Source organism: Citrobacter sp. NCU1 (assembly GCF_010231475.1).
Taxonomy (GTDB): Bacteria; Pseudomonadota; Gammaproteobacteria; order Enterobacterales; family Enterobacteriaceae; genus Citrobacter_D.
Genome location: NZ_NRDO01000006.1, coordinates 145,026 through 168,069 on the forward strand (window position 1 = coordinate 145,026; position 23,044 = coordinate 168,069).

Sequence of the window (23,044 nt, forward strand, 5' to 3'; positions counted from 1 at the left end):
AGAGATTATTTTTCATGAAGGTAAATATCGATACCAGCGATATGCTGTATGCCGACGCCTGGCAAGGCTTTAAAGGTACGGACTGGAAAGAAGAAATTAATGTCCGTGATTTTATTCAGCACAACTATACGCCATATGAAGGGGATGAATCTTTCCTTGCAGAAGCAACCCCGGCAACCACAGCATTGTGGGAAAAAGTCATGGCGGGAATTCGTATTGAAAACGCAACCCATGCCCCGGTTGATTTCGATACCAATATCGCGACAACGATCACCGCGCATGATGCGGGATATATTGAACAAGAGCTGGAAAAGATCGTCGGTCTGCAAACGGATAAACCGCTGAAGCGCGCCCTGCACCCGTTTGGCGGCATCAATATGATCAAAAGCTCGTTCGACGCTTATGGTCGCGAGATGGATGCCGACTTCGAATATCAATTTACGGAACTGCGAAAGACACATAACCAGGGCGTGTTTGACGCCTATTCCCCGGATATGCTGCGCTGCCGTAAGTCTGGCGTATTGACCGGTCTGCCAGACGGCTATGGCCGTGGTCGCATCATTGGCGATTACCGCCGCGTCGCGCTGTACGGTATTCGCTATCTGGTGCGTGAGCGTGAACAACAATTTGCCGATCTCCAGTCAAATCTGGAGTGGGGGCAGAATCTTGAGGCGACTATTCGCCTGCGTGAGGAACTCTCGGAACACCGTCGTGCGCTGCTGCAAATGCAGGAAATGGCCGCGAAATACGGTTGCGATATCTCCCGTCCGGCGCGTAATGCGCAGGAAGCCGTACAGTGGGTTTACTTCGCCTATCTGGCTGCGGTGAAATCGCAGAACGGCGGTGCCATGTCTCTGGGCCGTACCGCGTCGTTCCTTGATATCTACATCGAACGCGACTTTAAGGCCGGGGTCTTAACAGAGCAGCAGGCGCAGGAACTGATCGACCACTTCATCATGAAGATCCGTATGGTGCGCTTCCTGCGTACGCCGGAATTCGACACGCTGTTCTCCGGCGACCCTATCTGGGCGACCGAAGTGATCGGCGGGATGGGGCTGGACGGTCGTACGCTGGTGACCAAAAACTCCTACCGTTACCTACATACGCTGCACACTATGGGGCCAGCGCCAGAACCAAACCTGACCGTGTTGTGGTCGGAAGCGCTGCCGATTGCGTTTAAAAAGTATGCTGCGCAAGTCTCAATCGTCACCTCATCGTTGCAGTATGAAAACGACGATCTGATGCGTGCTGACTTCGACAGCGACGATTATGCCATTGCCTGCTGCGTGAGCCCGATGGTGATCGGCAAGCAGATGCAGTTCTTTGGCGCACGCGCCAACCTCGCGAAAACGCTGCTGTACGCAATCAACGGTGGTGTGGATGAGAAGCTGAAAATCCAGGTTGGGCCGAAAACGGCGCCATTGATGGATGACGTGCTGGATTACGACACGGTGATGGAGAGCCTGGACCACTTTATGGACTGGCTGGCGGTACAGTACATCAGCGCCCTGAATATCATCCACTACATGCATGACAAATACAGCTACGAAGCTTCGCTGATGGCGCTGCACGATCGTGATGTTTATCGGACGATGGCGTGCGGGATGGCGGGCTTGTCCGTCGCGGCGGATTCCCTCTCTGCCATCAAGTATGCACGAGTGAAACCGATTCGTGATGAAAACGGGCTGGCTGTCGACTTTGAAATTGAAGGCGACTACCCGCAGTACGGGAATAACGACGAACGCGTAGACAGCATTGCCTGCGATCTGGTTGAACGCTTTATGAAGAAAATTAAAGTGTTGCCAACCTACCGTAATGCCGTGCCGACGCAGTCGATTCTGACCATTACCTCTAACGTGGTGTATGGCCAGAAAACCGGGAACACCCCGGATGGTCGCCGCGCCGGTACGCCGTTCGCGCCAGGGGCTAACCCGATGCATGGCCGTGACCGTAAAGGGGCAGTCGCGTCGCTGACATCGGTGGCAAAACTGCCGTTCACCTACGCCAAAGACGGTATTTCGTACACCTTCTCCATTGTGCCAGCGGCGCTGGGTAAAGATGACGGTGTGCGCAAAACCAATCTGGTGGGTCTGTTGGACGGTTACTTCCATCATGAAGCGCATGTCGAAGGTGGGCAGCACCTGAACGTGAACGTGATGAACCGTGAAATGCTGCTGGATGCTATTGAGAATCCGGAAAACTATCCAAACCTGACAATCCGTGTCTCTGGTTATGCTGTGCGCTTCAACGCGCTGACCCGAGAGCAGCAACAGGATGTCATTTCGCGTACTTTCACCCAGGCGATTTAACGCCGGAGGCGATATGAGAAAGAGTATTGAGACCCAACGTGCACCGGGGGCCATCGGTCCTTACGTACAGGGCGTTGATTTAGGCAGTATGGTGCTGACGTCGGGTCAGATCCCGGTTTGCCCACAAACGGGTGCAGTCGCGGAAAACGTCGCCGATCAGGCGCGTCAGAGCCTTGAGAACGTGAAGGCAATCGTGGTTGCCGCCGGGTTAGAGGTCGGCAGTATCGTGAAAACAACTGTCTTCATTACTGATATGAATGACTTTGCCACTATCAATCAGGTTTACCAGCAGTTCTTTGACGAACATCAGGCTATCTACCCCGCACGCAGTTGCGTTCAGGTGGCCCGTCTGCCGAAGGACGTGAAACTGGAGATTGAAGCCATCGCGGTGCGCAGCGCGTAAGTCATCCCCTGCGGGGCGATCGTTAGGATCGCCCCGATCCCAATAATGAGTGTGAAACCTGGTCTTCACTGAACGGCAATCCGAGGGTGTGGATATGATTAGCGCATTCGAAATTTTTAAGATTGGCATTGGACCTTCCAGCTCGCATACCGTAGGGCCAATGAATGCTGGAAAATGTTTTATTGATCAACTGACCCGTTCTGGGGCACTGCTACAGACAACGCGTATGGTGGTCGATCTGTATGGATCGTTATCGCTGACCGGAAAAGGGCATGCGACCGATGTCGCCATTATGATGGGGCTGGCTGGAAATAGTCCACAGGATGTTGATATTGATGGTATTCCTGCATTTATTCAGGAAGTCACCCGTACCGGACGCCTGCCGGTGGCACAAGGCGCTCATGTGGTCGATTTTCCCGTCGCTAACAGTATTCTCTTTCACGAAGAAACGCTCCCACGCCATGAGAATGGGATGCGCATTACGGCGTGGAACGGGCAGGAAAAACTGTTAAGTAAAACCTATTACTCTATTGGCGGTGGCTTTATCGTCGACGAGGAGCGTTTTGGTCAGGCGCATGATGTTGAAACGTCAGTGCCTTATGGCTTTCGCTCAGCCAGCGAACTTCTGAAACTGTGTGAAAGAAATGGCCTCTCCATCTCCGGCTTGATGATGCAAAATGAGCTGGCAATGCGCAGTAAAGATGACGTGGATGCGGGATTTGCGCGTATCTGGGAGGTCATGCATGCCGGGATAGTACGGGGCATGAATACCGAGGGCGTGCTGCCAGGGCCGCTTAATGTGCCGCGTCGTGCGGTTGCGCTGCGTCGGTTACTGGTCTCCAGTGACAGCCTGTCGAGCGATCCGATGAATGTTATCGACTGGATCAACATGTTCGCCTTAGCCGTCAGTGAAGAGAACGCGGCGGGAGGACGGGTCGTGACTGCGCCAACGAACGGGGCATGTGGCATTATCCCTGCCGTACTGGCTTATTATGACAAGTTCCGTCGACCGGTGAATGCGAACTCCATTGCCCGTTATTTACTGGCGGCCGGAGCCATCGGCGCGTTGTATAAGATGAATGCCTCCATCTCCGGGGCGGAAGTCGGCTGTCAGGGCGAGATTGGCGTAGCCTGTTCGATGGCGGCGGCAGGGCTCACGGAATTGCTGGGCGGTAGTCCGACGCAGGTCTGTATTGCGGCGGAAATCGCGATGGAGCACAACCTGGGGCTAACCTGCGATCCGGTGGCGGGACAGGTACAAATTCCGTGTATTGAACGTAACGCGATTAATGCGGTAAAAGCGGTGAACGCGGCACGCATGGCGTTGCGCCGGACATCTGAACCGCGGGTTTCTCTCGATAAAGTCATCGAGACGATGTATGAGACCGGTAAAGATATGAACGATAAATACCGTGAAACCTCACGTGGTGGGCTGGCAATTAAAGTTGTTTGTACCTGACCGAATCCCTTTTTCTCTTCCCCCTTTAGGCGCACTCTGGTGCGCCTTTTTTTATGTTGTGATTTCATCAGAATTTTATGTTGTGATCTCCTTCAAATAGAGAAAGTATGATTATTTTTTGTTTCTAATATAGAAAATATTTCTTAACTTTTAGAAATTGTAGGTGTTTTATTGTGAAGTTTTTCTCTGGCCCTGGGCGTATGATTTCTTCATTACAAAAGCTCGCCTGCAGAAAACGTGCCGCGTATCGCCTTGATGCGGAACGAAAAAAAATAAAAAACCTCTACCTGAACATTAAGCGAGAACCTTATGGAAACGGCAACGAATAACAGCGTCATCCTCGACGTATCGGCTCCAGCGCGCCGGGCTGGAATGAGCGAAAGTGAATGGCGTGAAGCGATTAAATTCGACAGCATGGACACTGGCTGGGTCATTATGAGTATTGGCATGGCGATTGGCGCGGGGATCGTTTTTCTCCCCGTCCAGGTGGGATTAATGGGGCTGTGGGTCTTTTTGCTCTCCTCCATTATTGGCTACCCGGCCATGTATCTGTTTCAGCGTTTGTTTATTAACACCCTGGCGGAATCCCCTGAATGCAAAGACTACCCCAGCGTTATTAGCGGCTATCTGGGTAAAAACTGGGGGATTTTGTTAGGTGCGCTTTACTTTGTGATGTTGGTTATCTGGATGTTTGTGTACTCCACCGCCATCACCAATGACAGCGCGTCATACCTCCACACGTTCGGCGTCACCGAAGGCTTACTCTCTGACAGCCCGTTTTATGGCCTGGTACTGATTTGTGCTTTGGTGGCCATTTCATCGCGCGGTGAAAAGCTCTTGTTTAAAATCTCTACCGGCATGGTGCTGACCAAGCTGTTAGTGGTGGCGGCGTTGGGGGTGTCAATGGTCGGGATGTGGCATCTGTATAACATTGGTGCGCTGCCGCCGATGGCCCTACTGGTAAAAAACGCCATCATCACGTTACCTTTTACGCTGACGTCAATTCTGTTTATCCAAACCTTAAGCCCGATGGTGATCTCTTACCGTTCACGTTCAAAATCCATCGAGGTGGCGCGTCATAAGGCGCTGCGCGCCATGAACATTGCGTTCGGGGTTCTGTTTGTCACGGTCTTTTTCTATGCCGTCTCTTTCACTCTGGCGATGGGTCACGATGAAGCGGTGAAAGCGTACGAGCAGAATATTTCCGCCCTTGCGATTGCCGCGCAATTTATTAGCGGCGCTGGAGCTGGCTGGGTCAAAGTGGTCAGCGTCATTCTGAACATTTTTGCGGTGATGACGGCTTTCTTCGGGGTGTATCTGGGCTTTCGTGAAGCCACGCAAGGGATTGTGATGAACCTGTTGCGCCGCAAAATGCCGGCCGAGAAGATCAACGAAACACTCGTTCAGCGCGGCATTATGCTGTTTGCCATCTTACTGGCCTGGAGCGCAATTGTCCTGAATGCGCCCGTCCTCAGCTTTACCTCAATCTGTAGCCCAATCTTTGGCATGGTGGGATGTTTGATCCCGGCGTGGCTGGTCTACAAAGTTCCTGCATTGCACAAATACAAAGGCGCGTCGTTATATCTGATTATCTTCACCGGCCTGTTGCTGTGCGTTTCTCCGTTCCTGGCATTTTCTTGATATTGATGAAATTTTAAGGTCATTGTTATGTTTGAGACTACAGTAAATCCATTATGGCAGCGTTTTATCCTGGCGGTGCAGGAAGAAGTCAAACCGGCGCTGGGATGTACTGAACCCATTTCACTGGCCCTGGCGGCGGCGGTTGCGGTCTCTGAGCTTGAAGGCCAGGTCGAACGCATTGATGCATGGGTCTCACCAAACCTGATGAAAAACGGCATGGGGGTTACCGTACCGGGCACAGGGATGGTTGGGCTGCCCGTCGCGGCAGCGCTGGGGGCGCTGGGGGGAGACGCTCTAGCCGGTCTTGAAGTGCTGAAAGACGCTTCTGCTGAGGCGATTGCCGGGGCGAAAAACTTGCTGGCAGCCGGAAAGGTCTCGGTGATGTTGCAGGAGCCTTGCGAGGATATCCTGTTTTCACGGGCTAAAGTCTATAGCGCCTCTGGATGGGCATGTGTGACGATCGTGGGCGGCCATACCAACATTGTGCGTGTTGAAACGAACAAGGGGGTGGTGTTTACGCAGGATGAATGCCGTCAGCATGAAGAGCAGGGGTCGCCGCTGGACGTGCTTTCTGAGACGTCACTGGAGGAGATTTTAGCCTTTGTGAACGCCGTTCCGTTTGAATCGATCCGTTTTATTCTCGATGCCGCGAAGCTCAACGGCGCGCTGTCTCTGGAAGGCCTGCGCGGTTCCTGGGGGTTGCATATCGGGTCGACAATGGAGAAACAGTGTGCGCGGGGACTGCTGGCAAATGATCTGTCCACCGCCATTTTGATCCGTACCAGTGCGGCGTCGGATGCGCGAATGGGGGGAGCAACGTTGCCTGCGATGAGTAACTCTGGCTCGGGTAATCAAGGGATTACCGCGACGGTGCCGGTGATGGTGGTTGCAGAGCATTTTGGCGCCGATGAGGAGCGTCTCGCGCGCGCGTTGATGCTGTCACATCTGAGTGCGATTTACATCCATTACCAGTTGCCGCGTTTGTCCGCTCTGTGTGCGGCGACCACGGCGGCGATGGGGGCTGCTGCGGGAATGGCGTGGCTGATTGACGGGCGCTACAACACCATTGCGATGGCGATCGGCAGTATGATCGGCGACGTCAGCGGGATGATTTGCGACGGAGCGTCGAACAGCTGCGCAATGAAAGTGTCCACCAGCGCATCGTCGGCATGGAAGGCGGTCCTAATGGCATTGGATGATACGGCAGTGACCGGTAATGAGGGGATTGTGGCGCATAACGTCGAACAGTCTATCTCGAACCTGTGTGCGCTGGCGTGTCGCTCCATGCAGCAAACGGACAAGCAGATCATTGAGATCATGGCCAGCAAGGCACATTAATCGTCAGGCCGGAGAAGACGCTACTGCGTCACCATCCGGCCATTTGCCGACTGACTCCCCGATGGGGTTTTACTTATCGGGTTGTCAGGCGGCGTCTTCTTCCGCCAGCCGGATTTCGGCGTCAGCGACAATCGCTTCCAGCTCGGTCAACATCTCTTCATAACCAAACGGGGCAGGTTTGCTCACGGTTTCCTGCACGCTATTTTTTGATACGGCTTGACGCTTTTTAGCCGACTTTTTGCTCATAGTCATACTCCCTTGTTTTTCCAGACTATATAGGCAAATCTATCAGCAATGCGCGCAATGGCGTATCGGCCACTAACGTTATGTTAGCTTCATCACGAATAAATGCGCCATCACCGCAGGTTAGCGCTTCTTTTTCTTCGTTATGCGTCAGCGCATGGAACGTACCATGAATCGATTGCAGATAGGCGCGCGGGCCATGCAGTTGAAAACTCACGGATTCACCTTTATCGAGCATGATGTGGTGTACCCATACCTGTTGACGCAGTTGCAGACTTTCCTGCGAGCCGTCCGGGGACGCGATCAGTTGCTGTTTACCCAGTGTGAGCGCGGTTTTTTGTACCAGCGCATTTTCCCTTTCAGGGCAGGCATCCAGCCACAACTGCATTCTGGTCAGCGGCTTCTCTTTACTGAGATTGTGCTCGCTGTAGCTGATGCCCGGCTGGGTGGCGAGCAGTAATGCGTCTCCCGCTTTCGCCTGGACGTGGTTGCCTTCGCTGTCGCGATACTCTGCTTCGCCTTCCAGAATCAGATTTAAAATATCTACTTTCGGGTAGGCGCGCGGCTGGAAAGAGGCGCCCGGCGCAAGGACTTCCTGGTTCAGGACGCGCAGCGAGGCGTATCCCAACAGTGTGGGGTCAAAGTAGTGTCCAAAAGAAAAGGTATAACGGGCCTGCAACCATCCATAATCTGCCTGGCCGCATTGTTTGGCTGTACGGGTAGTAATCATAATTCTTGACCTCTCTTTACCTCCTTTTATGTTAAGGGGCTGGACGCTGCATTGTTAGCCAGATATTCTGCCCGGTATGTTCAAATTTCCTGAATGAGAACGATATGGCCAAAGAAAGGGCGTTAACGCTTGAAGCGTTACGTGTAATGGATGCGATCGACAGGCGTGGCAGTTTTGCCGCTGCGGCGGATGAACTGGGACGCGTGCCTTCCGCGCTCAGCTACACCATGCAAAAACTGGAAGAAGAGCTGGATGTGGTGCTGTTTGACCGCTCGGGACACCGGACGAAGTTCACCAATGTCGGGCGTATGTTGCTGGAACGCGGGCGGGTACTGCTGGAAGCGGCTGACAAACTCACGACGGATGCAGAAGCGCTGGCGCGTGGCTGGGAAACGCATCTGACGTTGGTGACCGAAGCCCTGGTGCCGACGTCGGCTTTCTTCCCGCTTATCGAGCGGTTGGCCGGTAAGGCGAATACCCAACTTTCAGTTATCACCGAAGTGCTGGCGGGCGCATGGGAACGTCTGGAGCAGGGGCGTGCCGATATTGTCATCGCGCCGGATATGCATTTTCGTTCATCGTCAGAAATTAATTCCCGCAAACTGTACACCCTGATGAATGTGTATGTGGCGGCGCCTGACCACCCGATCCATCAGGAGCCTGAACCTTTATCGGAAGTCACGCGCGTCAAATATCGTGGGATTGCGGTGGCGGATACTGCCCGTGAGCGTCCGGTGTTAACCGTTCAGCTTTTGGATAAACAGCCTCGTCTGACGGTGAGCGCTATTGAAGATAAACGTCAGGCGTTATTGGCCGGACTTGGCGTTGCAACGATGCCGTATCCGCTGGTGGAGCAGGATATTGCCGAAGGACGGCTACGGGTTGTCAGCCCGGAATCGACCAGCGAGATCGATATCATTATGGCGTGGCGACGTGACAGCATGGGAGAAGCGAAGTCCTGGTGTCTGCGGGAGATCCCCAAACTGTTTGCCGGAAAGTAAAGGTGAAACGCACCTCTGAGAAGAGGTGCGAAGATGACATCAGGCGATAAGCTTCGGATCCGGTCCGAAACGGTTTTCGCCCGACACGCCGCTCTGGCAGGTGAAGACGAAAATGACCAGCCAGCCGATAATGGGGATGAGTAATATCAATAACCACCATGCTGTGCGGTCAGTATCATGCAGACGGCGAAACAGTACCGCTAAGCCGGGTAAAAATATCAGAACGCCATAAATGGTGGTCAGTGTGCCTTCTCCCGCAGTGCCCTCCCAGCCAAACATCTTGTCCAGTACCGCCAGTACTACTGTGAAGATGCCGTTGACCAGAACAAACATCCAGTACTCTTTGCGGCGCGCACGCCCGCCAAAACCGATGTAGTTCTTTAATACTTTTAAATACCAGTCCATTTTTTCCTCAATCGTGGTCAATCACTTGCTTTTAAAGTACTCAAACAAAGAATAGCCGCGAATGGAAAGGTGGTAAATATTTGAAGTATGAATAAATAAGGCACCCTGAAGGGTGCCTTGTAAACTAACGAAAACGGAGGTCGCGCCCGTGAGGTTCGTTAAGATCCTGCCACGGGCCGATAGAAATAATGCCGGTTGGGTTGATGGTTTTGTGGCTGCGGAAATAGTGGTGACGAATATGGTCGAAATTGACCGTTTCCGCGATGCCCGGTATCTGGTAAATATCGCGCAAAAAACCGTACAAATTCGGGTAGTCGCTGATTCGGTGTTTGTCACACTTGAAGTGTGTTACGTACACCGGATCGAAGCGCACTAACGTCGTCCACAGCCGGATGTCAGCTTCCGTTAACCTGGCACCGGTCAAATAGCGATGCTGTCCAAGAATCTGTTCCAGGCGCGCCAGCGAGTCAAAGACGTGGGTTACGGCGTCATCATACGCCTGCTGACTGGTGGCGAAACCGGCTTTATAGACACCGTTGTTCACATTGTCATAAATCCAACTGTTCAGCTCGTCAATTTCAGGGCTCAGTTCCGGAGGGTAGTAATCGCCCGCTTTCGCACCCAGCGTGTCAAACGCCGTGTTGAACATGCGGATAATTTCCGCCGATTCGTTACTGACGATGGTGTGATTCTTTTTATCCCACAGTACCGGCACGGTCACGCGGCCGCTGTAATGCGGATCGGCGTGCAGATAGAGTTGGTAGAGAAATTCATGTTGATAGAGAGTATCGCCGGTCGCTGCGGGAAAGTTATCGTCGAACGTCCAGCCGTTTTCCAGCATCAACGGATTGACAACAGAGACCGATATAAACGGTTCCAGACCTTTGAGCTTACGTAAAATCAGCGTGCGGTGCGCCCAGGGGCAGGCAAGAGAGACGTACAGATGATAGCGGTCTTTTTCCGCGGCAAAACCCCCGTTACCAGACGGGCCTGGCGCGCCATCCGCGGTGAGCCAGTGGCGGAAAGCCGATACAGAACGTTGAAATTTCCCTCCGGTAGATTTGGTGTCATACCAGACATCATGCCAGACGCCGTCAATCAGTTGTCCCATTTTCTCTCTCCTCCGGATAGCAAAAACGAGGAGTAAAGCTCCTCGTTTTTTGATTCTTAATTATAGTGCGCTTACCACTTTTTATTCAGCACACGGTCGATGCTGAATGCGCCTGGCCCTGTGATGGCCAGCAGCAGGAAGCCGCCTGAGATGGTCAGGTTTTTCATGAACATCAGCGAGTTTACGCCTTCGGCAAAGTTACTGTGGAACAAGAATGCCGTTAACAGTGTAAAGCCCGCAGTAAACAGTGCAGTTGTACGGGTCAGGAAACCAAACAGGATCGCCAGACCGCCACCAAACTCAAGCAGAATCACCAACGGCAGCATAAAGCCGGGGACACCCATCGCTTCCATATACTGTTGGGTACCCGCATATCCGCTGATTTTTCCCCACCCTGCGGTAATAAACAGGATTGGCATCAGAATGCGCGCTACCAGTACACCAACATCTTCTAATTTTTTCATTTTACTCTCCAGGAAACCACTCAGGCTGCTGATTATGTTGTTTATGCTATTACGCGTTATCGCGCGTCTTTGCTGTCGATGGAGAGAATCATAAACATGGCTAATGACAATTGTTAGCAAGGAAAACTGTCAGTATTTTTCAAAAAATTTGAGTGATGTGCAGAAGAAAGAAGAGAGCCTGATAAGCAAAGCATTATCAGGCTTGCGGTGTGGCGACGTTAACCGCGTAAATGTTGCTGCCGCAGCGTCGACTTAATCAAACGCCAGGCGCTCCAGAGACCGAATCCTCGTTTCGTCCAACGTACCAGTCTGTTGGGGTGGCGAAGCGTCCAGATAGCCATCACGCTACTGCCAACCAGCGCCCATGAACGCAGATTGAGTAGCGTGTTCCAGCCGCGATCGTACGCGCTGGTCGTTTCAAGCCACTCCCGACGACTGGCAGACAGATCCAGCCTTTGCTGCTGGATCTGACTAAGCAGCAAGGCCTTACGCTTTTGGCGTTCGACTTTGTTGCTCATCGGGCATCATCCTCAAGGATTTGTCTGTCGTTCGCCAGTTCGCGTCGTGTGTGGCGCAACAGGGTAGAGCGACGCGCCTTGCGTAACGTCCAGATTCCGCCAATCAGCGCCATCACCAGTAGCACCACTGTCGTCGCGATCATGACATTAAGTCGATACTGAGGATCCACGGCCCAGATGATGAGAATCATCAGGCTCATCAGACCGAAAGCAGCGAAAAGCATGGTGAGACCCAGCATCAGCAAAAGCTGGATGAGATTTGCTTTTTCTTCCTCCAGCTCAACAACCGCCAGTCGCAAACGGGTCTCCACCATCTCAACGAGAATAGTGACAATTCGCTGGCCAATACTCAGAACGCTTTTACCCGGTCCTTGTGTTTGATGAGAATCCGCCATCATTAACGACGCGTCAGCAGAACGCCCAGCACGACACCGACTGCCGCGCCGATGCCAACGCCCGTCCACGGATTTTCCCGCACATAGTCATCAGCGCGGGCCGCAGCTTCGCGGGTCTGTTTCGCAATCGCGTCTCCGGTTTCCCCCAGACGGTGGCGGCTTTCTTTCAGCGCGCGCTCGGCTTTACTACGAATCTTACTCAGCTCTTCTTTTGACTTATCGCCAGAGGAGCTGAGCACCTCTTCAAGCGTGTCGGCCAGGGATTTCAACTCAGCGCGCAGATGTTCCGTAGTGTTATCATTCGACATAGTTTTCTCCAGGTGAGTGAGTAGTGATTGTTACGGATAAATCAGTAGTCGCGAGCTTCAAGCTTTTTCAGCTCTTCCTGAGCTTCGGCAAGCTTATGTTCGCGTTTTGCAATCTTATCAGCATCGCCTTTTTGCTTCGCCTCTGCTAAGTCACGTTGACGCTCAGAAATCTCATTTTTCTGTTCTGCGATTTTTTTCTGATGGTCAGCACGTAATTGACTGTCGCTACAGTTGGCTTTGACTTCACTGAGTGCTTTATTCAGACCGTTGATGCGGTTCTGGTTGTTGTGCTTTTCGGCATAGCTGATTTCCCGCTGAATATCCTGCTCTTTTTCCTGACAGAGGGTGTTGGCGTAGCTGCCTGCACTGAGCGTGAAAAGGGTAATAGCTAAAGCAATGCGGTATTTCATTCTTGAACCTTCCATTGTGACTCGTATCCCTTTTTCGGGCACGATGATCCAAATAATAAAGCGGCGGGTGATGTACCCGCTCACTTAATCATAGCCAGTAAACAGCGAAATCACCAAAGTGAGTGATATGATTCGGATTGTTTGAAATTATCCGAAGCGAAGCGGGGTATCTCGTAAGCGGGAAATCCACTGCACCGCTGGGTTTTGGCCATCTTGTTGGGCAATGATGTAACCACGGGGCAACGTTCTGACTAACACCGCCCTGGCGGCTGCACTTTGGGCGTGGGAGTCGAATGTGATCAGTAAGGTGTCGTTATGCGGGGTGATGCTTTTGAAACGAATGCCATTGGCATCCAGATGATGCCAAATTGAAAAACCATCCGGCATGCTGGTGCCTTGATTAATCGCACGGATAGCCAGCGTCGACTCTTGTTGACGAATCGCCGACCACACCAGAATCAGTATGGTCAGCAGCACCAAAAATGACGTTGTCCAGCCCAGTTGTCGAAGCGTCAGGCGTGGTTTCAGCATCATTTAACCTCGATTACCGTATTTCTTTTTCCATAGCACCACCAGCGAACCTCCTAGCCCAAACACCAGCAGGACCACGGGAAGTAGCATCAGGCACGACATCAGCTGATCTTCGTACTTCAGGAAGACAGGCGTCTTGCCCAGCATGTAGCCCAGGGTGGTCAGTATAACCACCCACAATAAACCGCTCATCCAGTTGAAGAACTGAAAACGCGCATTATTGAGGCCAGATAAACCGGCGATAGTGGGCAGTAAAGTGCGCACAAAGGCGATAAAGCGGCCGATCAATAATGCCGATAAGCCATGCTTGTGGAAAAGGTGGTGCGCGCGTTGGTGATAATGCGCGGGTAAATGAGACAACCAGTTTTGTACGATTCGGGTGTTGCCTAACCATCGACCCTGTATATAACTGACCCAGCAGCCTAAGCTGGCGGCGGTTGTGAGTAACAGAATCGTTTGTGGGAATCCCATGGCGCCTTTTGCAATGAGTACGCCGACCAAAACCAACAGGCTGTCGCCAGGTAAAAAGGCAGCAGGAAGCAACCCGTTTTCCAGGAACAAAATCATAAATAAGACTAAATAAAGCATGCCAATCATGGAAGGGTTGGCCAGTGTTTCAAAGTCCTGAGCCCAGAGGGCATGCAGCAATTGGGTCAAAAGTTCCATTCAGTATTCCTGGAGAATCGGTAATCGTCATGCCGGTTTTCTGGAGTTTGCAACATTGCGACATTCTTCGTTTTTTCGTATGGGTCGCTGTAGGGTGCAACGTCACGGCTTGCACAATTCCTTGTTAAGTTATGAAGCGAGCAAGCACTAACACACATAATTTAAAAAACATCTAAGTGTAACAAAGGTCAACGTAGTCCGTTATAGAAATTGCCGTCGATACACGCTGATTTTGCTTATCGCAACGGAGGGTGGCGAGAGGATTTACACAGGCTGACACTTTATACCTTACGCTTACTGAATATCGCCGACAGGAGCATGGCTGCGCCTGTCAACGTCAGAGTATTTATTTTACGGCGTTGGCCGCAGTATCAAGATGAACGACGGGATTTTCCGCAAAAAGATAACGGTCGGCGTTGAACTCAAAATCGTCGCTGGTTTCATTGAATAGCATCTGTTTTGTATTCTCAAGATGCTGCCACATCGCCAGTTTGGCTGCATGGGGATCTTTGCGAATCAGCGCTTTCAGGATCTGATCATGGTCATCGCACCAGTTATCCACAGTGCGGAGATCGATGTGATCGTGAAGTTTCTTCCAGTACGGGTTATGTACGCGCTGAGTCCACATTTTCTCAACGATAGCGGCCAGTGCGGTATTTTGTGTGGCCAGCGCGACCTGTACATGAAACTGGAGATCCCATTCGGAGTCGCGGAAACATTTTTCGTTACGCGCATTCTCCTGAATTTGCATCAACTTCATGATGTCTTGTTTGGTCACCTGGGTGGCAGCAAATTCAGCAATATTACTTTCGATGAGTTGTCGAGCCTGGAGCAGCTCAAACGGACCATAGCTGGCGAACTCAAGGTTTTCGTCTGGCGCGACATAGTGCCTTGGCTGGTTCGAAATGACGTGAATGCCGGAACCTTTACGCACTTCTACATAGCCTTCAACTTCCAGCATGATGATGGCTTCGCGAACCACAGTGCGGCTGACATTCTTTTCATCGGCAATAAAACGCTCTGCAGGCAATTTATCGCCCACGAGATAAACGCCGTTTTCGATACGCTCTTTAAGGTCAGCAGCCAATTGTTGATATAAACGTCGTGGTTCGGTGATTTCCATATGCACTCCAGGCATGATACGGCAGACAACATTTGTTATACCACTTTTACGAGCCTGGCTCTACTTGTACTGATGAAAAAGCCGCCTGTTTCCAGGCGGCTTTGACGGTAATTCATGACTAACTGCGTCAGGTCAATTTTGCGGAGCAGGTTCGTTGAGCGATTTGCCTGAAGGTGAATCATTCGCCGGTTTGTTTTGCAGTACGGTCCAGATGACCAGAGCGCCCAGCAGGTCGAATACGGCCAGCACGGCAAACAGCGGGCTAAAGCCAATCGTGTCGGCCAGTGCGCCAACCACCAGCGCAAACAGCGTACTCGCCATCCAGGCAGACATCCCGGTCAGGCCATTTGCTGTCGCCACTTCGTTACGACCGAAGACGTCGGAAGAGAGCGTAATCAGGGCGCCGGAAAGTGCCTGGTGAGCAAAGCCGCCAACGCAAAGCAGCGCGATAGCGACATAGGGGCTGGTAAACAGGCCGATCATGCCGGGACCAATCATCAGAAATGCCCCCATGGTGACGACCATTTTACGGGAAACGATCAGATTCACACCAAACCAGCGTTGGAACAGTGGCGGCAGGTAGCCCCCAACGATACAACCCAGGTCGGCAAACAGCATTGGCATCCAGGCGAACATGGCGATCTCTTTCAGGTTAAAGCCGTAAACTTTAAACATGAACAGCGGGATCCATGCGTTGAAGGTACCCCATGCCGGTTCTGCGAGAAAACGCGGCAGTGCAATACCCCAGAACTGACGGTTACGTAGGATCTGGCCAACGGACATTTTCTTCGCCGCCCCGACCTGGTGCTGTGCTTCCTGACCATTAATGATGTAGTCACGTTCTTCGTCAGACAGTTTTTTCTGATCGCGAGGATGTTTGTAGAAAATCAGCCATGACATCGCCCAAATAAAGCTCAGCGCGCCGGAAATGATAAACGCCATTTGCCAACTGTGCATGACGATCGCCCAGACCACCAGCGGTGGTGCGATCATCGCGCCAATTGAGGAACCGACGTTGAAATATCCCACGGCAATGGAGCGCTCTTTTGCCGGGAACCATTCAGAACTGGCTTTCAGGCCTGCCGGGATCATGGCCGCTTCTGCGGCGCCGACGGCACCACGCGCCAGGGCCAGGCCGCCCCAACTTCCTGCCAGCGCTGTCGCACCGCAGAAAATGGCCCACAGTACGGCGAACATCGCGTAACCCACTTTCGTACCGAGTATATCCAGTACATAGCCCGCGACAGGTTGCATTACGGTATAAGCAGCAGAATAGGCTGCGATGATATAGGAGTACTGTTGGGTGGAGATATGCAACTCTTCCATCAGCGTTGGCGCCGCGGCCGCGACTGTGTTACGTGTCAGGTAACCCAGCACGGTGCCTAATGTCACCAGTGCGATCATGTACCAACGTAATCCTTTAATTTTACGCATGTAAAACCTCATCGTTTTGTTATTTCCGCAAGTCATGCGGCTATCTTCCTGCTCGGGGCGGAAGATGTTCTTTAACGAAGGGGGGTAACCGTAAGATGAGATACTCCCCGAACTTTGCCATTTAAGTCATCGTGCTAATTCGGTTTCCGTACCGGTTAATTCGATGGCGAACCATCAAAATTGTTATATTAAGTCGGCTTACAAATTGCGACGAAAAAAAGATAACTTGTCATACAACTTCAAAAGGTGAGTGACATCACAAAAGTATGAATCTTCGTAGGGACATTATTTTGATTCCACCAGACCAGTCTTGGCGCGGTCTGGAGCACGATTTGCTTCGCTAAGGGGAATCTAATTGTTTAGGTTTATTGATCTATCTCACGAAAATATCTTCAGAGTCTGTAAATTGGTGTGATAACTTTGCAGCATCTAAACATAAGCAATCTGACGTACTCGTTGAGAGGAAAACGATAAATGACTCCGTTTATGACTGAAGATTTTCTGCTGGATACTGAATTTGCCCGACGTCTGTACCATGATTACGCGAAAGACCAGCCTATCTTCGACTACCATTGCCATCTGCCGCCGCAGCAAATCGCCGAAAACTACCGTTTCAACAACCTGTATGACATCTGGCTGAAAGGCGATCACTACAAGTGGCGCGCCATGCGTACCAATGGCGTCGCTGAACGCCTGTGTACCGGCGATGCCTCCGATCGTGAGAAGTTTGATGCCTGGGCGGCGACCGTTCCGCACACTATCGGCAACCCGTTATACCACTGGACGCACCTCGAGCTGCGTCGTCCGTTTGGCATTACCGGCAAACTGCTTTCTCCGGCGACGGCCGACGAAATCTGGAACCAGTGCAACGAATTGTTGGCGCAGGACACATTCTCCGCGCGCGGCATCATGCAGCAGATGAACGTGAAAATGGTCGGCACCACCGATGATCCGATCGATACTCTGGAGCATCACGCAACGGTTGCGAAAGACAGCACTTTCGCCATCAAAGTGCTGCCGAGCTGGCGCCCGGATAAAGCCTTCAACATTGAGCAGGCCACCTTTAACGATTACATGGCGAAGCTGGGTGAAGTCTCCGATACCGATATTCGTCGTTTCACTGACCTGCAAACCGCGCTGACCAAACGTCTGGATCACTTCGCGGCACACGGTTGTAAAGTCTCCGACCACGCGCTGGACGTCGTGATGTTCGCTGACGCGAGCGATGCAGAGCTGGACAATATCCTGTCTCGTCGCCTGGCAGGTGAAACCCTGAGCGAGCACGAAGTGGCGCAGTTTAAAACTGCCGTACTGGTGTTCCTCGGCGCTGAATACGCGCGTCGCGAGTGGGTACAGCAGTACCACATTGGCGCGCTGCGTAATAACAACCTGCGTCAGTTCAAATTGTTGGGCGCAGACGTTGGTTTTGACTCCATCAATGACCGCCCGATGGCGGAAGAGCTCTCTAAGCTTCTGAGCAAACAGAATGAACAGAATCTGCTGCCGAAAACCATCCTCTACTGCCTGAACCCGCGCGATAACGAAGTGTTGGGCACGATGATCGGTAACTTCCAGGGCGAAGGAATGCCGGGCAAAATGCAGTTCGGTTCCGGCTGGTGGTTTAACGACCAGAAAGACGGTATGGAACGTCAGATGACTCAACTGGCGCAGCTTGGCCTGCTGAGCCGCTTTGTCGGCATGCTGACAGACAGCCGCAGCTTCCTGTCTTACACCCGTCACGAATATTTCCGTCGCATCCTCTGCCAGATGATGGGCCGCTGGGTGGCGGCTGGTGAAGCGCCGGCGGATATCCAGTTGCTGGGTGAGATGGTGCGCAATATTTGCTTTACCAATGCGCGCGATTACTTCGCTATTGAACTGAACTAAGGTCTGGGGTTGATATGCAATACATCAGGATCCATTCGCTGGATAACGTTGCCGTTGCCCTGGCCGATTTGGCGCAGGGTACAGAAGTCAGCATTGATAACCACATCGTAACGCTTTGCCAGGACATTGCCCGCGGACATAAATTTGCGTTAAGCCAGATCGCAAAAGGCGAAAACGTCATTAAATATGGTCTGCCGATCGGTCATGCGCTGGCGGATATTGCGGTGGGGGAGCATATTCACGCCCACAATACTCGTACGAATCTGAGCGATCTGGACGAGTATCGCTATCAACCCGATTTTCAGGCCGAAGAAGCGCAGCCTGCCGATCGCGATGTGCAGGTCTATCGCCGCGCCAACGGCGAAGTGGGTGTGCGCAACGAATTGTGGATTTTGCCGACGGTCGGCTGTGTGAACGGTATTGCACGCCAGATGCAGACACGCTTTCTGAAGGAAACTCACGACGCCGAAGGTACTGACGGTGTGTTCCTCTTTAGTCATACCTATGGCTGTTCTCAGTTGGGTGACGATCACATCAATACCCGCACCATGCTGCAAAATATGGTCCGCCATCCGAATGCCGGAGCGGTGCTGGTGATTGGACTGGGGTGTGAAAACAACCAGGTGGATGCCTTCCGTGAAACGCTGGGCGAGTTTGATGCCGATCGCGTTCACTTTATGATCTGCCAGCAGCAGGACGATGAAGTGGAAGCGGGCATTGAGCATCTTCATCAGTTGTATAACGTGATGCGTCACGACCAGCGCGAACCGGGCAAACTGAGCGAGCTGAAGTTCGGTCTGGAGTGTGGTGGTTCAGATGGTCTGTCGGGTATCACGGCCAACCCGATGCTGGGACGCTTCTCCGATTACGTGATTGCCAATGGCGGCACGACCGTGTTGACGGAAGTACCGGAAATGTTTGGCGCGGAGCAATTGCTGATGACGCATTGCCGTGACGAAGAGACGTTTGAAAAACTGGTCACCATGGTCAATGACTTTAAACAGTACTTCATTGCGCATGATCAGCCGATCTACGAGAACCCTTCGCCGGGCAACAAAGCGGGGGGGATCACTACGCTGGAGGACAAATCGCTGGGCTGCACTCAGAAAGCCGGTTCCAGCCAGGTGGTGGACGTTCTGCGCTACGGTGAGCGTCTGAAAACGCCGGGCCTTAATCTGCTGAGTGCTCCGGGTAACGATGCTGTTGCTACCAGTGCGCTGGCGGGGGCGGGTTGCCACATGGTGTTGTTCAGTACCGGTCGTGGTACGCCATACGGCGGATTTGTTCCGACAGTGAAAATCGCCACAAACAGCGAACTGGCGGCGAAGAAAAAGCACTGGATCGATTTTGATGCCGGGCAACTGATCCACGGCAAAGCGATGCCGCAGCTACTCGATGAGTTCGTCGATACGATCGTTGATTTTGCCAATGGTAAGCAGACCTGTAATGAGCGTAATGACTTCCGGGAACTGGCGATTTTCAAAAGCGGCGTGACGTTATAAAACGATTGCTTTAAAATTGAAACGGCGTTTCATATAATGAGGCGCCGTTTCTTTTTGCCTGTCTACAAGGACTATCATGACCGCGTATTGGTTGGCTCAGGGCGTTGGAGTCATCGCCTTTCTGATTGGTATTACCACCTTTTTCAACCGCGACGAGCGTCGTTTCAAACTGCAGCTTACCGTCTATAGCGCCATCATTGGCGTGCATTTCTTTTTAATGGGCGCCACCCCTGCCGGGATGAGCGCTGAACTTAACACCGTACGTACGCTAATTTCGATGTATACCCGGCGACTTTGGGTGATGGCCGTTTTCATCGTGCTCACGCTGGTTCTTGGTCTGGCGAAACTACAACATGCTATGGAACTGTTGCCTATTATGGGCACGCTTGCCAGTACCTGGGCGCTGTTTCGCTGTAAAGGATTAACTGTGCGTTGCGTGATGTGGTGCGCCACGGCCTGTTGGGTCATTCATAACTTTTGGTTGGGATCGATTGGCGGTACGCTTATTGAGGGCAGCTTTTTGGTGATCAATGGTCTCAATATTATCCGCTTCAGACGCATGCAAAAACGCGGTATTGATCCTTTCAGAATGGAGACTGCGGCGTCGCAGAAAGCCCCCTCCGCACGTTGACGGAGGGGGAAGAGATTAACCGCGCAGTGCGTTATTAGCCAGACGTTCGTCTTCAGCCTGGCAGGCTGCTGCGGTGAACAGGACGTCAGTCGACGAGTTCAGCGCCGTTTCGCAGGAGTCCTGCAGTACGCCGATGATGAAGCCGACCGCTACCACTTGCATGGCAATATCGTTAGGGATACCGAACATATTACACGCCAGCGGGATCAGCAGCAGAGAGCCACCCGCCACACCAGATGCACCACACGCACACAGCGAAGCAACCACGCTCAGTAACAGCGCCGTCGGGAGATCCACCGGAACGCCCAGTGTGTGAACCGCAGCCAATGTCAGGACGGTAATGGTGATTGCTGCCCCAGCCATATTGATGGTCGCACCCAGCGGGATAGAGACGGAATAGGTATCTCTGTCCAGGTTCAGTTTTTCGCACAACGCCATGTTTACCGGGATATTCGCGGCAGAACTGCGGGTAAAGAAAGCATAGATACCGCTTTCGCGCAGACAGGTCATGACCAGCGGATATGGGTTACGGCGAATCTTCCAGAATACCAGCAGCGGGTTAATGACCAGCGCGACCAGCAGCATACAGCCAATCAGCACGACCAGCAGTTGAGCGTAGCCCCAGAGCGTCGCAAAACCGGTCGTGGCGAGCGTGGAGGAAACCAGTCCAAAAATACCAATAGGGGCAAAACGGATAACCAGCTTCACCATGAAGGTCACGGCATTTGCCATGTCATTAACGAGATTTTTTGTCGTCTCACTACCGTGGCGAAACGCGAAGCCTAAACCCACAGCCCAGACCAGAATACCAATGTAGTTAGCGTTGAGCAGGGCATTAATGGGGTTGGTGACCATGCTCATCAGCAGTCCACGTAACACTTCTACAATTCCAGAAGGCGGTACGATATCCCCTGCGGCAGTGGACAGATGCAGCGTTGACGGAAATACAAAACTGAACACTACCGCCGCCAGGGCAGCAGAAAATGTTCCCAGCAAGTACAGGAACAGAATCGGACGGATATTGGTTTTCTGACCCTGCTGGTGATTGGCGATAGACGCCATGACCAGCGTTAGTACCAGGACTGGAGCCACGGCTTTCAGGGCGCCAACAAACAGCGTTCCCAGCAGGCCCGAAGCTTCTGCCGCAGGTTTAGACACCAGCGCCAGCAAAATGCCGAGCACCAAACCTAAGAGGATTTGTTTTACGAGGCTACCCTGCGCCAGGCGCGCGAGTAGGCCAGAAGTTGATGACTTCATGGAGATTTCCTTAAGTGATATTGCGTCCACCCTGGAACGTACTCTTTGTTACGTTTATGCCCGGATGTAATAAATGTTTGCCTGTGTGAGTATAAGGAAAGATGCGCTCTGGGGAAGCGTAAAATACTGAAATTTACGTATCGCATCATATTTTTTAACTATTTGTTCATGTATTGCCAGGGGACGCTACGTTTACCGGTCTGCGGAACCTGTATTTGTTGGCCCGACAGGCATGCTGTCGGGCCAGGGGGAGGTTACTGCGCTTGCTGTTTCTTATCGTTTTGATGGTTTACCCATGCGTTAACGAGCAGCGTTACGGTCAGGATCCCAAACACCACACCTAACGAGATGGCGATAGGAATATGATAGAAGTCGACAATCAGCATCTTAATGCCAATGAACACCAGGATGACCGACAAACCATATTTGAGCATTGAGAAGCGCTCCGCGACCCCTGCCAGCAGGAAGTACATTGCACGCAGACCCAGAATCGCGAACAGGTTAGAGGTCAGTACAATGAACGGATCGGTCGTGACGGCAAAGATAGCCGGAATACTGTCGACGGCGAAAATGACATCGCTCAGTTCAACCAGAATCAGGACCAGCATCAGCGGCGTGACGAACAGCAGGCCGTTCTTACGCACGAAGAAATGTTCATTCTCGATAGTATCGGTCATGCGCAGATGCCCACGCAGCCAGCGAACCACCGGTCTGTCGCCGATGCCGGACGCATCTTCTTTCGCCAGCGCCATTTTTACACCGGTAAACAGCAGGAAGGCGCCGAACACATACAGCAACCACTCGAACTGCGTGATTAGCCAGCTTCCGGCAAAGATCATGATGGTACGCAGCACGATCGCGCCCAGTACGCCATAGACCAATACCCGACGTTGCAGCGCGGGTGGGACAGAGAAGTAGCTGAACAGCATCAACCAGACAAAGACGTTATCCACCGCCAGTGATTTTTCGATCAAATAACCGGTCAGAAACGCCAGCGCTTGCGGATCGGCGACCTCACGTCCTTGCGTTTGAACCAGATACCACCAGAATACGGCGTTAAACAATAATGAGAGCGTTACCCAGACCAGGGACCAGACTGTCGCCTGCTTCATTGACATCGTATGTGCGCCACGACGCCCCTGCAGCAGAAGATCAATAGCCAGCATAACCACCACAACGACAGCGAATCCGCCCCATAACAACGGTGTGCCGACAGTATTCATAAAATTTCCTTACACATAAAAAAACGGCTGACGTCAGAAGACGCCAGCCGTTGCT

Annotated in this window: 24 protein-coding genes; 9 read left to right on the forward strand and 15 right to left on the reverse strand. The window is 52.4% G+C overall.

All coding sequences use genetic code 11. The annotated features are described in order from the left end of the window. Window positions 1–14: 14 nt before the first annotated feature. From pflB to CJP72_RS03020, 5 genes are all read left to right on the forward strand, one after another. Window positions 15–2,309, forward strand: a complete 2,295-nt coding sequence (gene pflB, locus CJP72_RS03000) for a formate C-acetyltransferase (RefSeq protein WP_162379415.1) — start codon at window positions 15–17, stop codon at window positions 2,307–2,309. A 13-nt stretch (window positions 2,310–2,322) separates the two neighbouring features. Further along, window positions 2,323–2,712: an enamine/imine deaminase gene (locus tag CJP72_RS03005; RefSeq protein ID WP_162379416.1), complete on the forward strand. Its 390-nt coding sequence runs from the start codon at window positions 2,323–2,325 to the stop codon at window positions 2,710–2,712. A gap of 94 nt (window positions 2,713–2,806) precedes the next feature. Then, complete coding sequence (gene tdcG, locus CJP72_RS03010; RefSeq protein ID WP_162379417.1) at window positions 2,807–4,171, forward strand: L-serine ammonia-lyase; 1,365 nt, start codon at window positions 2,807–2,809, stop codon at window positions 4,169–4,171. Window positions 4,172–4,480: 309 nt separating this feature from the next. Beyond that, window positions 4,481–5,812: an amino acid permease gene (locus CJP72_RS03015; RefSeq protein ID WP_162379418.1), complete on the forward strand. Its 1,332-nt coding sequence runs from the start codon at window positions 4,481–4,483 to the stop codon at window positions 5,810–5,812. A 27-nt stretch (window positions 5,813–5,839) separates the two neighbouring features. Then, window positions 5,840–7,150 (forward strand): L-cysteine desulfidase family protein, encoded by a 1,311-nt coding sequence (locus CJP72_RS03020; RefSeq protein ID WP_162379419.1) that lies wholly within the window; start codon window positions 5,840–5,842, stop codon window positions 7,148–7,150. Between the two features lie 84 nt (window positions 7,151–7,234). Here CJP72_RS03020 and CJP72_RS03025 read toward each other — a convergent pair whose 3' ends face one another. Both CJP72_RS03025 and CJP72_RS03030 read right to left on the reverse strand, forming a co-directional pair. Then, a complete protein-coding gene (locus CJP72_RS03025; RefSeq protein ID WP_162379420.1) occupies window positions 7,235–7,396 on the reverse strand; it encodes a hypothetical protein in 162 nt (53 codons plus the stop codon). A 25-nt stretch (window positions 7,397–7,421) separates the two neighbouring features. Beyond that, window positions 7,422–8,123 (reverse strand): pirin family protein, encoded by a 702-nt coding sequence (locus CJP72_RS03030; RefSeq protein ID WP_162379421.1) that lies wholly within the window; start codon window positions 8,121–8,123, stop codon window positions 7,422–7,424. A gap of 104 nt (window positions 8,124–8,227) precedes the next feature. Here CJP72_RS03030 and yhaJ point away from each other — a divergent pair, with 104 nt between their 5' ends. Further along, complete coding sequence (gene yhaJ / locus CJP72_RS03035; protein ID WP_162379422.1) at window positions 8,228–9,124, forward strand: DNA-binding transcriptional regulator YhaJ; 897 nt, start codon at window positions 8,228–8,230, stop codon at window positions 9,122–9,124. Between the two features lie 39 nt (window positions 9,125–9,163). Here the strand turns inward: yhaJ and CJP72_RS03040 are convergent, their stop codons facing one another. From CJP72_RS03040 to CJP72_RS03090, 11 genes are all read right to left on the reverse strand, one after another. Then, a complete protein-coding gene (locus CJP72_RS03040) occupies window positions 9,164–9,529 on the reverse strand; it encodes a DUF805 domain-containing protein (protein ID WP_162379423.1) in 366 nt (121 codons plus the stop codon). A gap of 124 nt (window positions 9,530–9,653) precedes the next feature. Then, the gene (locus CJP72_RS03045) at window positions 9,654–10,640 is read right to left on the reverse strand and encodes a glutathione S-transferase family protein (protein ID WP_162379424.1); all 987 of its coding nucleotides are present in this window, start codon (window positions 10,638–10,640) and stop codon (window positions 9,654–9,656) included. Window positions 10,641–10,711: 71 nt separating this feature from the next. Next, on the reverse strand, window positions 10,712–11,104 hold the full coding sequence (locus CJP72_RS03050) for a DoxX family protein (RefSeq protein ID WP_193568566.1): 393 nt from the start codon (window positions 11,102–11,104) through the stop codon (window positions 10,712–10,714). Between the two features lie 218 nt (window positions 11,105–11,322). Beyond that, entirely contained in the window at window positions 11,323–11,622 is a 300-nt protein-coding gene (locus tag CJP72_RS03055; RefSeq protein WP_162379425.1) for a YqjK-like family protein, read from the reverse strand. Next, complete coding sequence (locus CJP72_RS03060) at window positions 11,619–12,017, reverse strand: phage holin family protein (RefSeq protein ID WP_162379538.1); 399 nt, start codon at window positions 12,015–12,017, stop codon at window positions 11,619–11,621. The genes CJP72_RS03055 and CJP72_RS03060 overlap by 4 nt, the downstream gene beginning before the upstream one ends. 2 nt (window positions 12,018–12,019) lie before the next feature. Further along, the gene (locus CJP72_RS03065; protein ID WP_162379426.1) at window positions 12,020–12,325 is read right to left on the reverse strand and encodes a DUF883 family protein; all 306 of its coding nucleotides are present in this window, start codon (window positions 12,323–12,325) and stop codon (window positions 12,020–12,022) included. A 41-nt stretch (window positions 12,326–12,366) separates the two neighbouring features. After that, window positions 12,367–12,735 carry a DUF1090 domain-containing protein gene (locus CJP72_RS03070; RefSeq protein WP_162379539.1) on the reverse strand — a complete coding sequence of 123 codons (369 nt, stop codon included), beginning with the start codon at window positions 12,733–12,735 and terminating at the stop codon, window positions 12,367–12,369. Window positions 12,736–12,882: 147 nt separating this feature from the next. Continuing rightward, window positions 12,883–13,266, reverse strand: a complete 384-nt coding sequence (gene mzrA, locus CJP72_RS03075) for an EnvZ/OmpR regulon moderator MzrA (RefSeq protein WP_162379540.1) — start codon at window positions 13,264–13,266, stop codon at window positions 12,883–12,885. 3 nt (window positions 13,267–13,269) lie between these two features. Continuing rightward, window positions 13,270–13,932, reverse strand: coding sequence for a DedA family general envelope maintenance protein YqjA (yqjA, locus tag CJP72_RS03080; RefSeq protein WP_162379427.1), 663 nt, complete (start codon window positions 13,930–13,932; stop codon window positions 13,270–13,272). Between the two features lie 346 nt (window positions 13,933–14,278). Next, complete coding sequence (gene exuR, locus CJP72_RS03085; protein ID WP_162379428.1) at window positions 14,279–15,055, reverse strand: transcriptional regulator ExuR; 777 nt, start codon at window positions 15,053–15,055, stop codon at window positions 14,279–14,281. 132 nt (window positions 15,056–15,187) lie between these two features. After that, the gene (locus tag CJP72_RS03090; protein WP_162379429.1) at window positions 15,188–16,489 is read right to left on the reverse strand and encodes an MFS transporter; all 1,302 of its coding nucleotides are present in this window, start codon (window positions 16,487–16,489) and stop codon (window positions 15,188–15,190) included. A 474-nt stretch (window positions 16,490–16,963) separates the two neighbouring features. On the opposite strand from CJP72_RS03090, the gene uxaC reads away from it, so the two are divergent. From uxaC to CJP72_RS03105, 3 genes are all read left to right on the forward strand, one after another. Then, window positions 16,964–18,376: a glucuronate isomerase gene (gene uxaC, locus CJP72_RS03095; protein ID WP_162379430.1), complete on the forward strand. Its 1,413-nt coding sequence runs from the start codon at window positions 16,964–16,966 to the stop codon at window positions 18,374–18,376. Window positions 18,377–18,390: 14 nt separating this feature from the next. Continuing rightward, the gene (locus CJP72_RS03100) at window positions 18,391–19,878 is read left to right on the forward strand and encodes a UxaA family hydrolase (protein ID WP_162379431.1); all 1,488 of its coding nucleotides are present in this window, start codon (window positions 18,391–18,393) and stop codon (window positions 19,876–19,878) included. Window positions 19,879–19,954: 76 nt separating this feature from the next. Beyond that, the gene (locus tag CJP72_RS03105; RefSeq protein ID WP_162379432.1) at window positions 19,955–20,509 is read left to right on the forward strand and encodes a YgjV family protein; all 555 of its coding nucleotides are present in this window, start codon (window positions 19,955–19,957) and stop codon (window positions 20,507–20,509) included. A 15-nt stretch (window positions 20,510–20,524) separates the two neighbouring features. Here the strand turns inward: CJP72_RS03105 and sstT are convergent, their stop codons facing one another. Further along, on the reverse strand, window positions 20,525–21,766 hold the full coding sequence (gene sstT, locus CJP72_RS03110; RefSeq protein ID WP_162379433.1) for a serine/threonine transporter SstT: 1,242 nt from the start codon (window positions 21,764–21,766) through the stop codon (window positions 20,525–20,527). A 254-nt stretch (window positions 21,767–22,020) separates the two neighbouring features. Next, window positions 22,021–22,989, reverse strand: a complete 969-nt coding sequence (locus tag CJP72_RS03115) for a TerC family protein (RefSeq protein WP_162379434.1) — start codon at window positions 22,987–22,989, stop codon at window positions 22,021–22,023. Window positions 22,990–23,044: the final 55 nt, after the last annotated feature.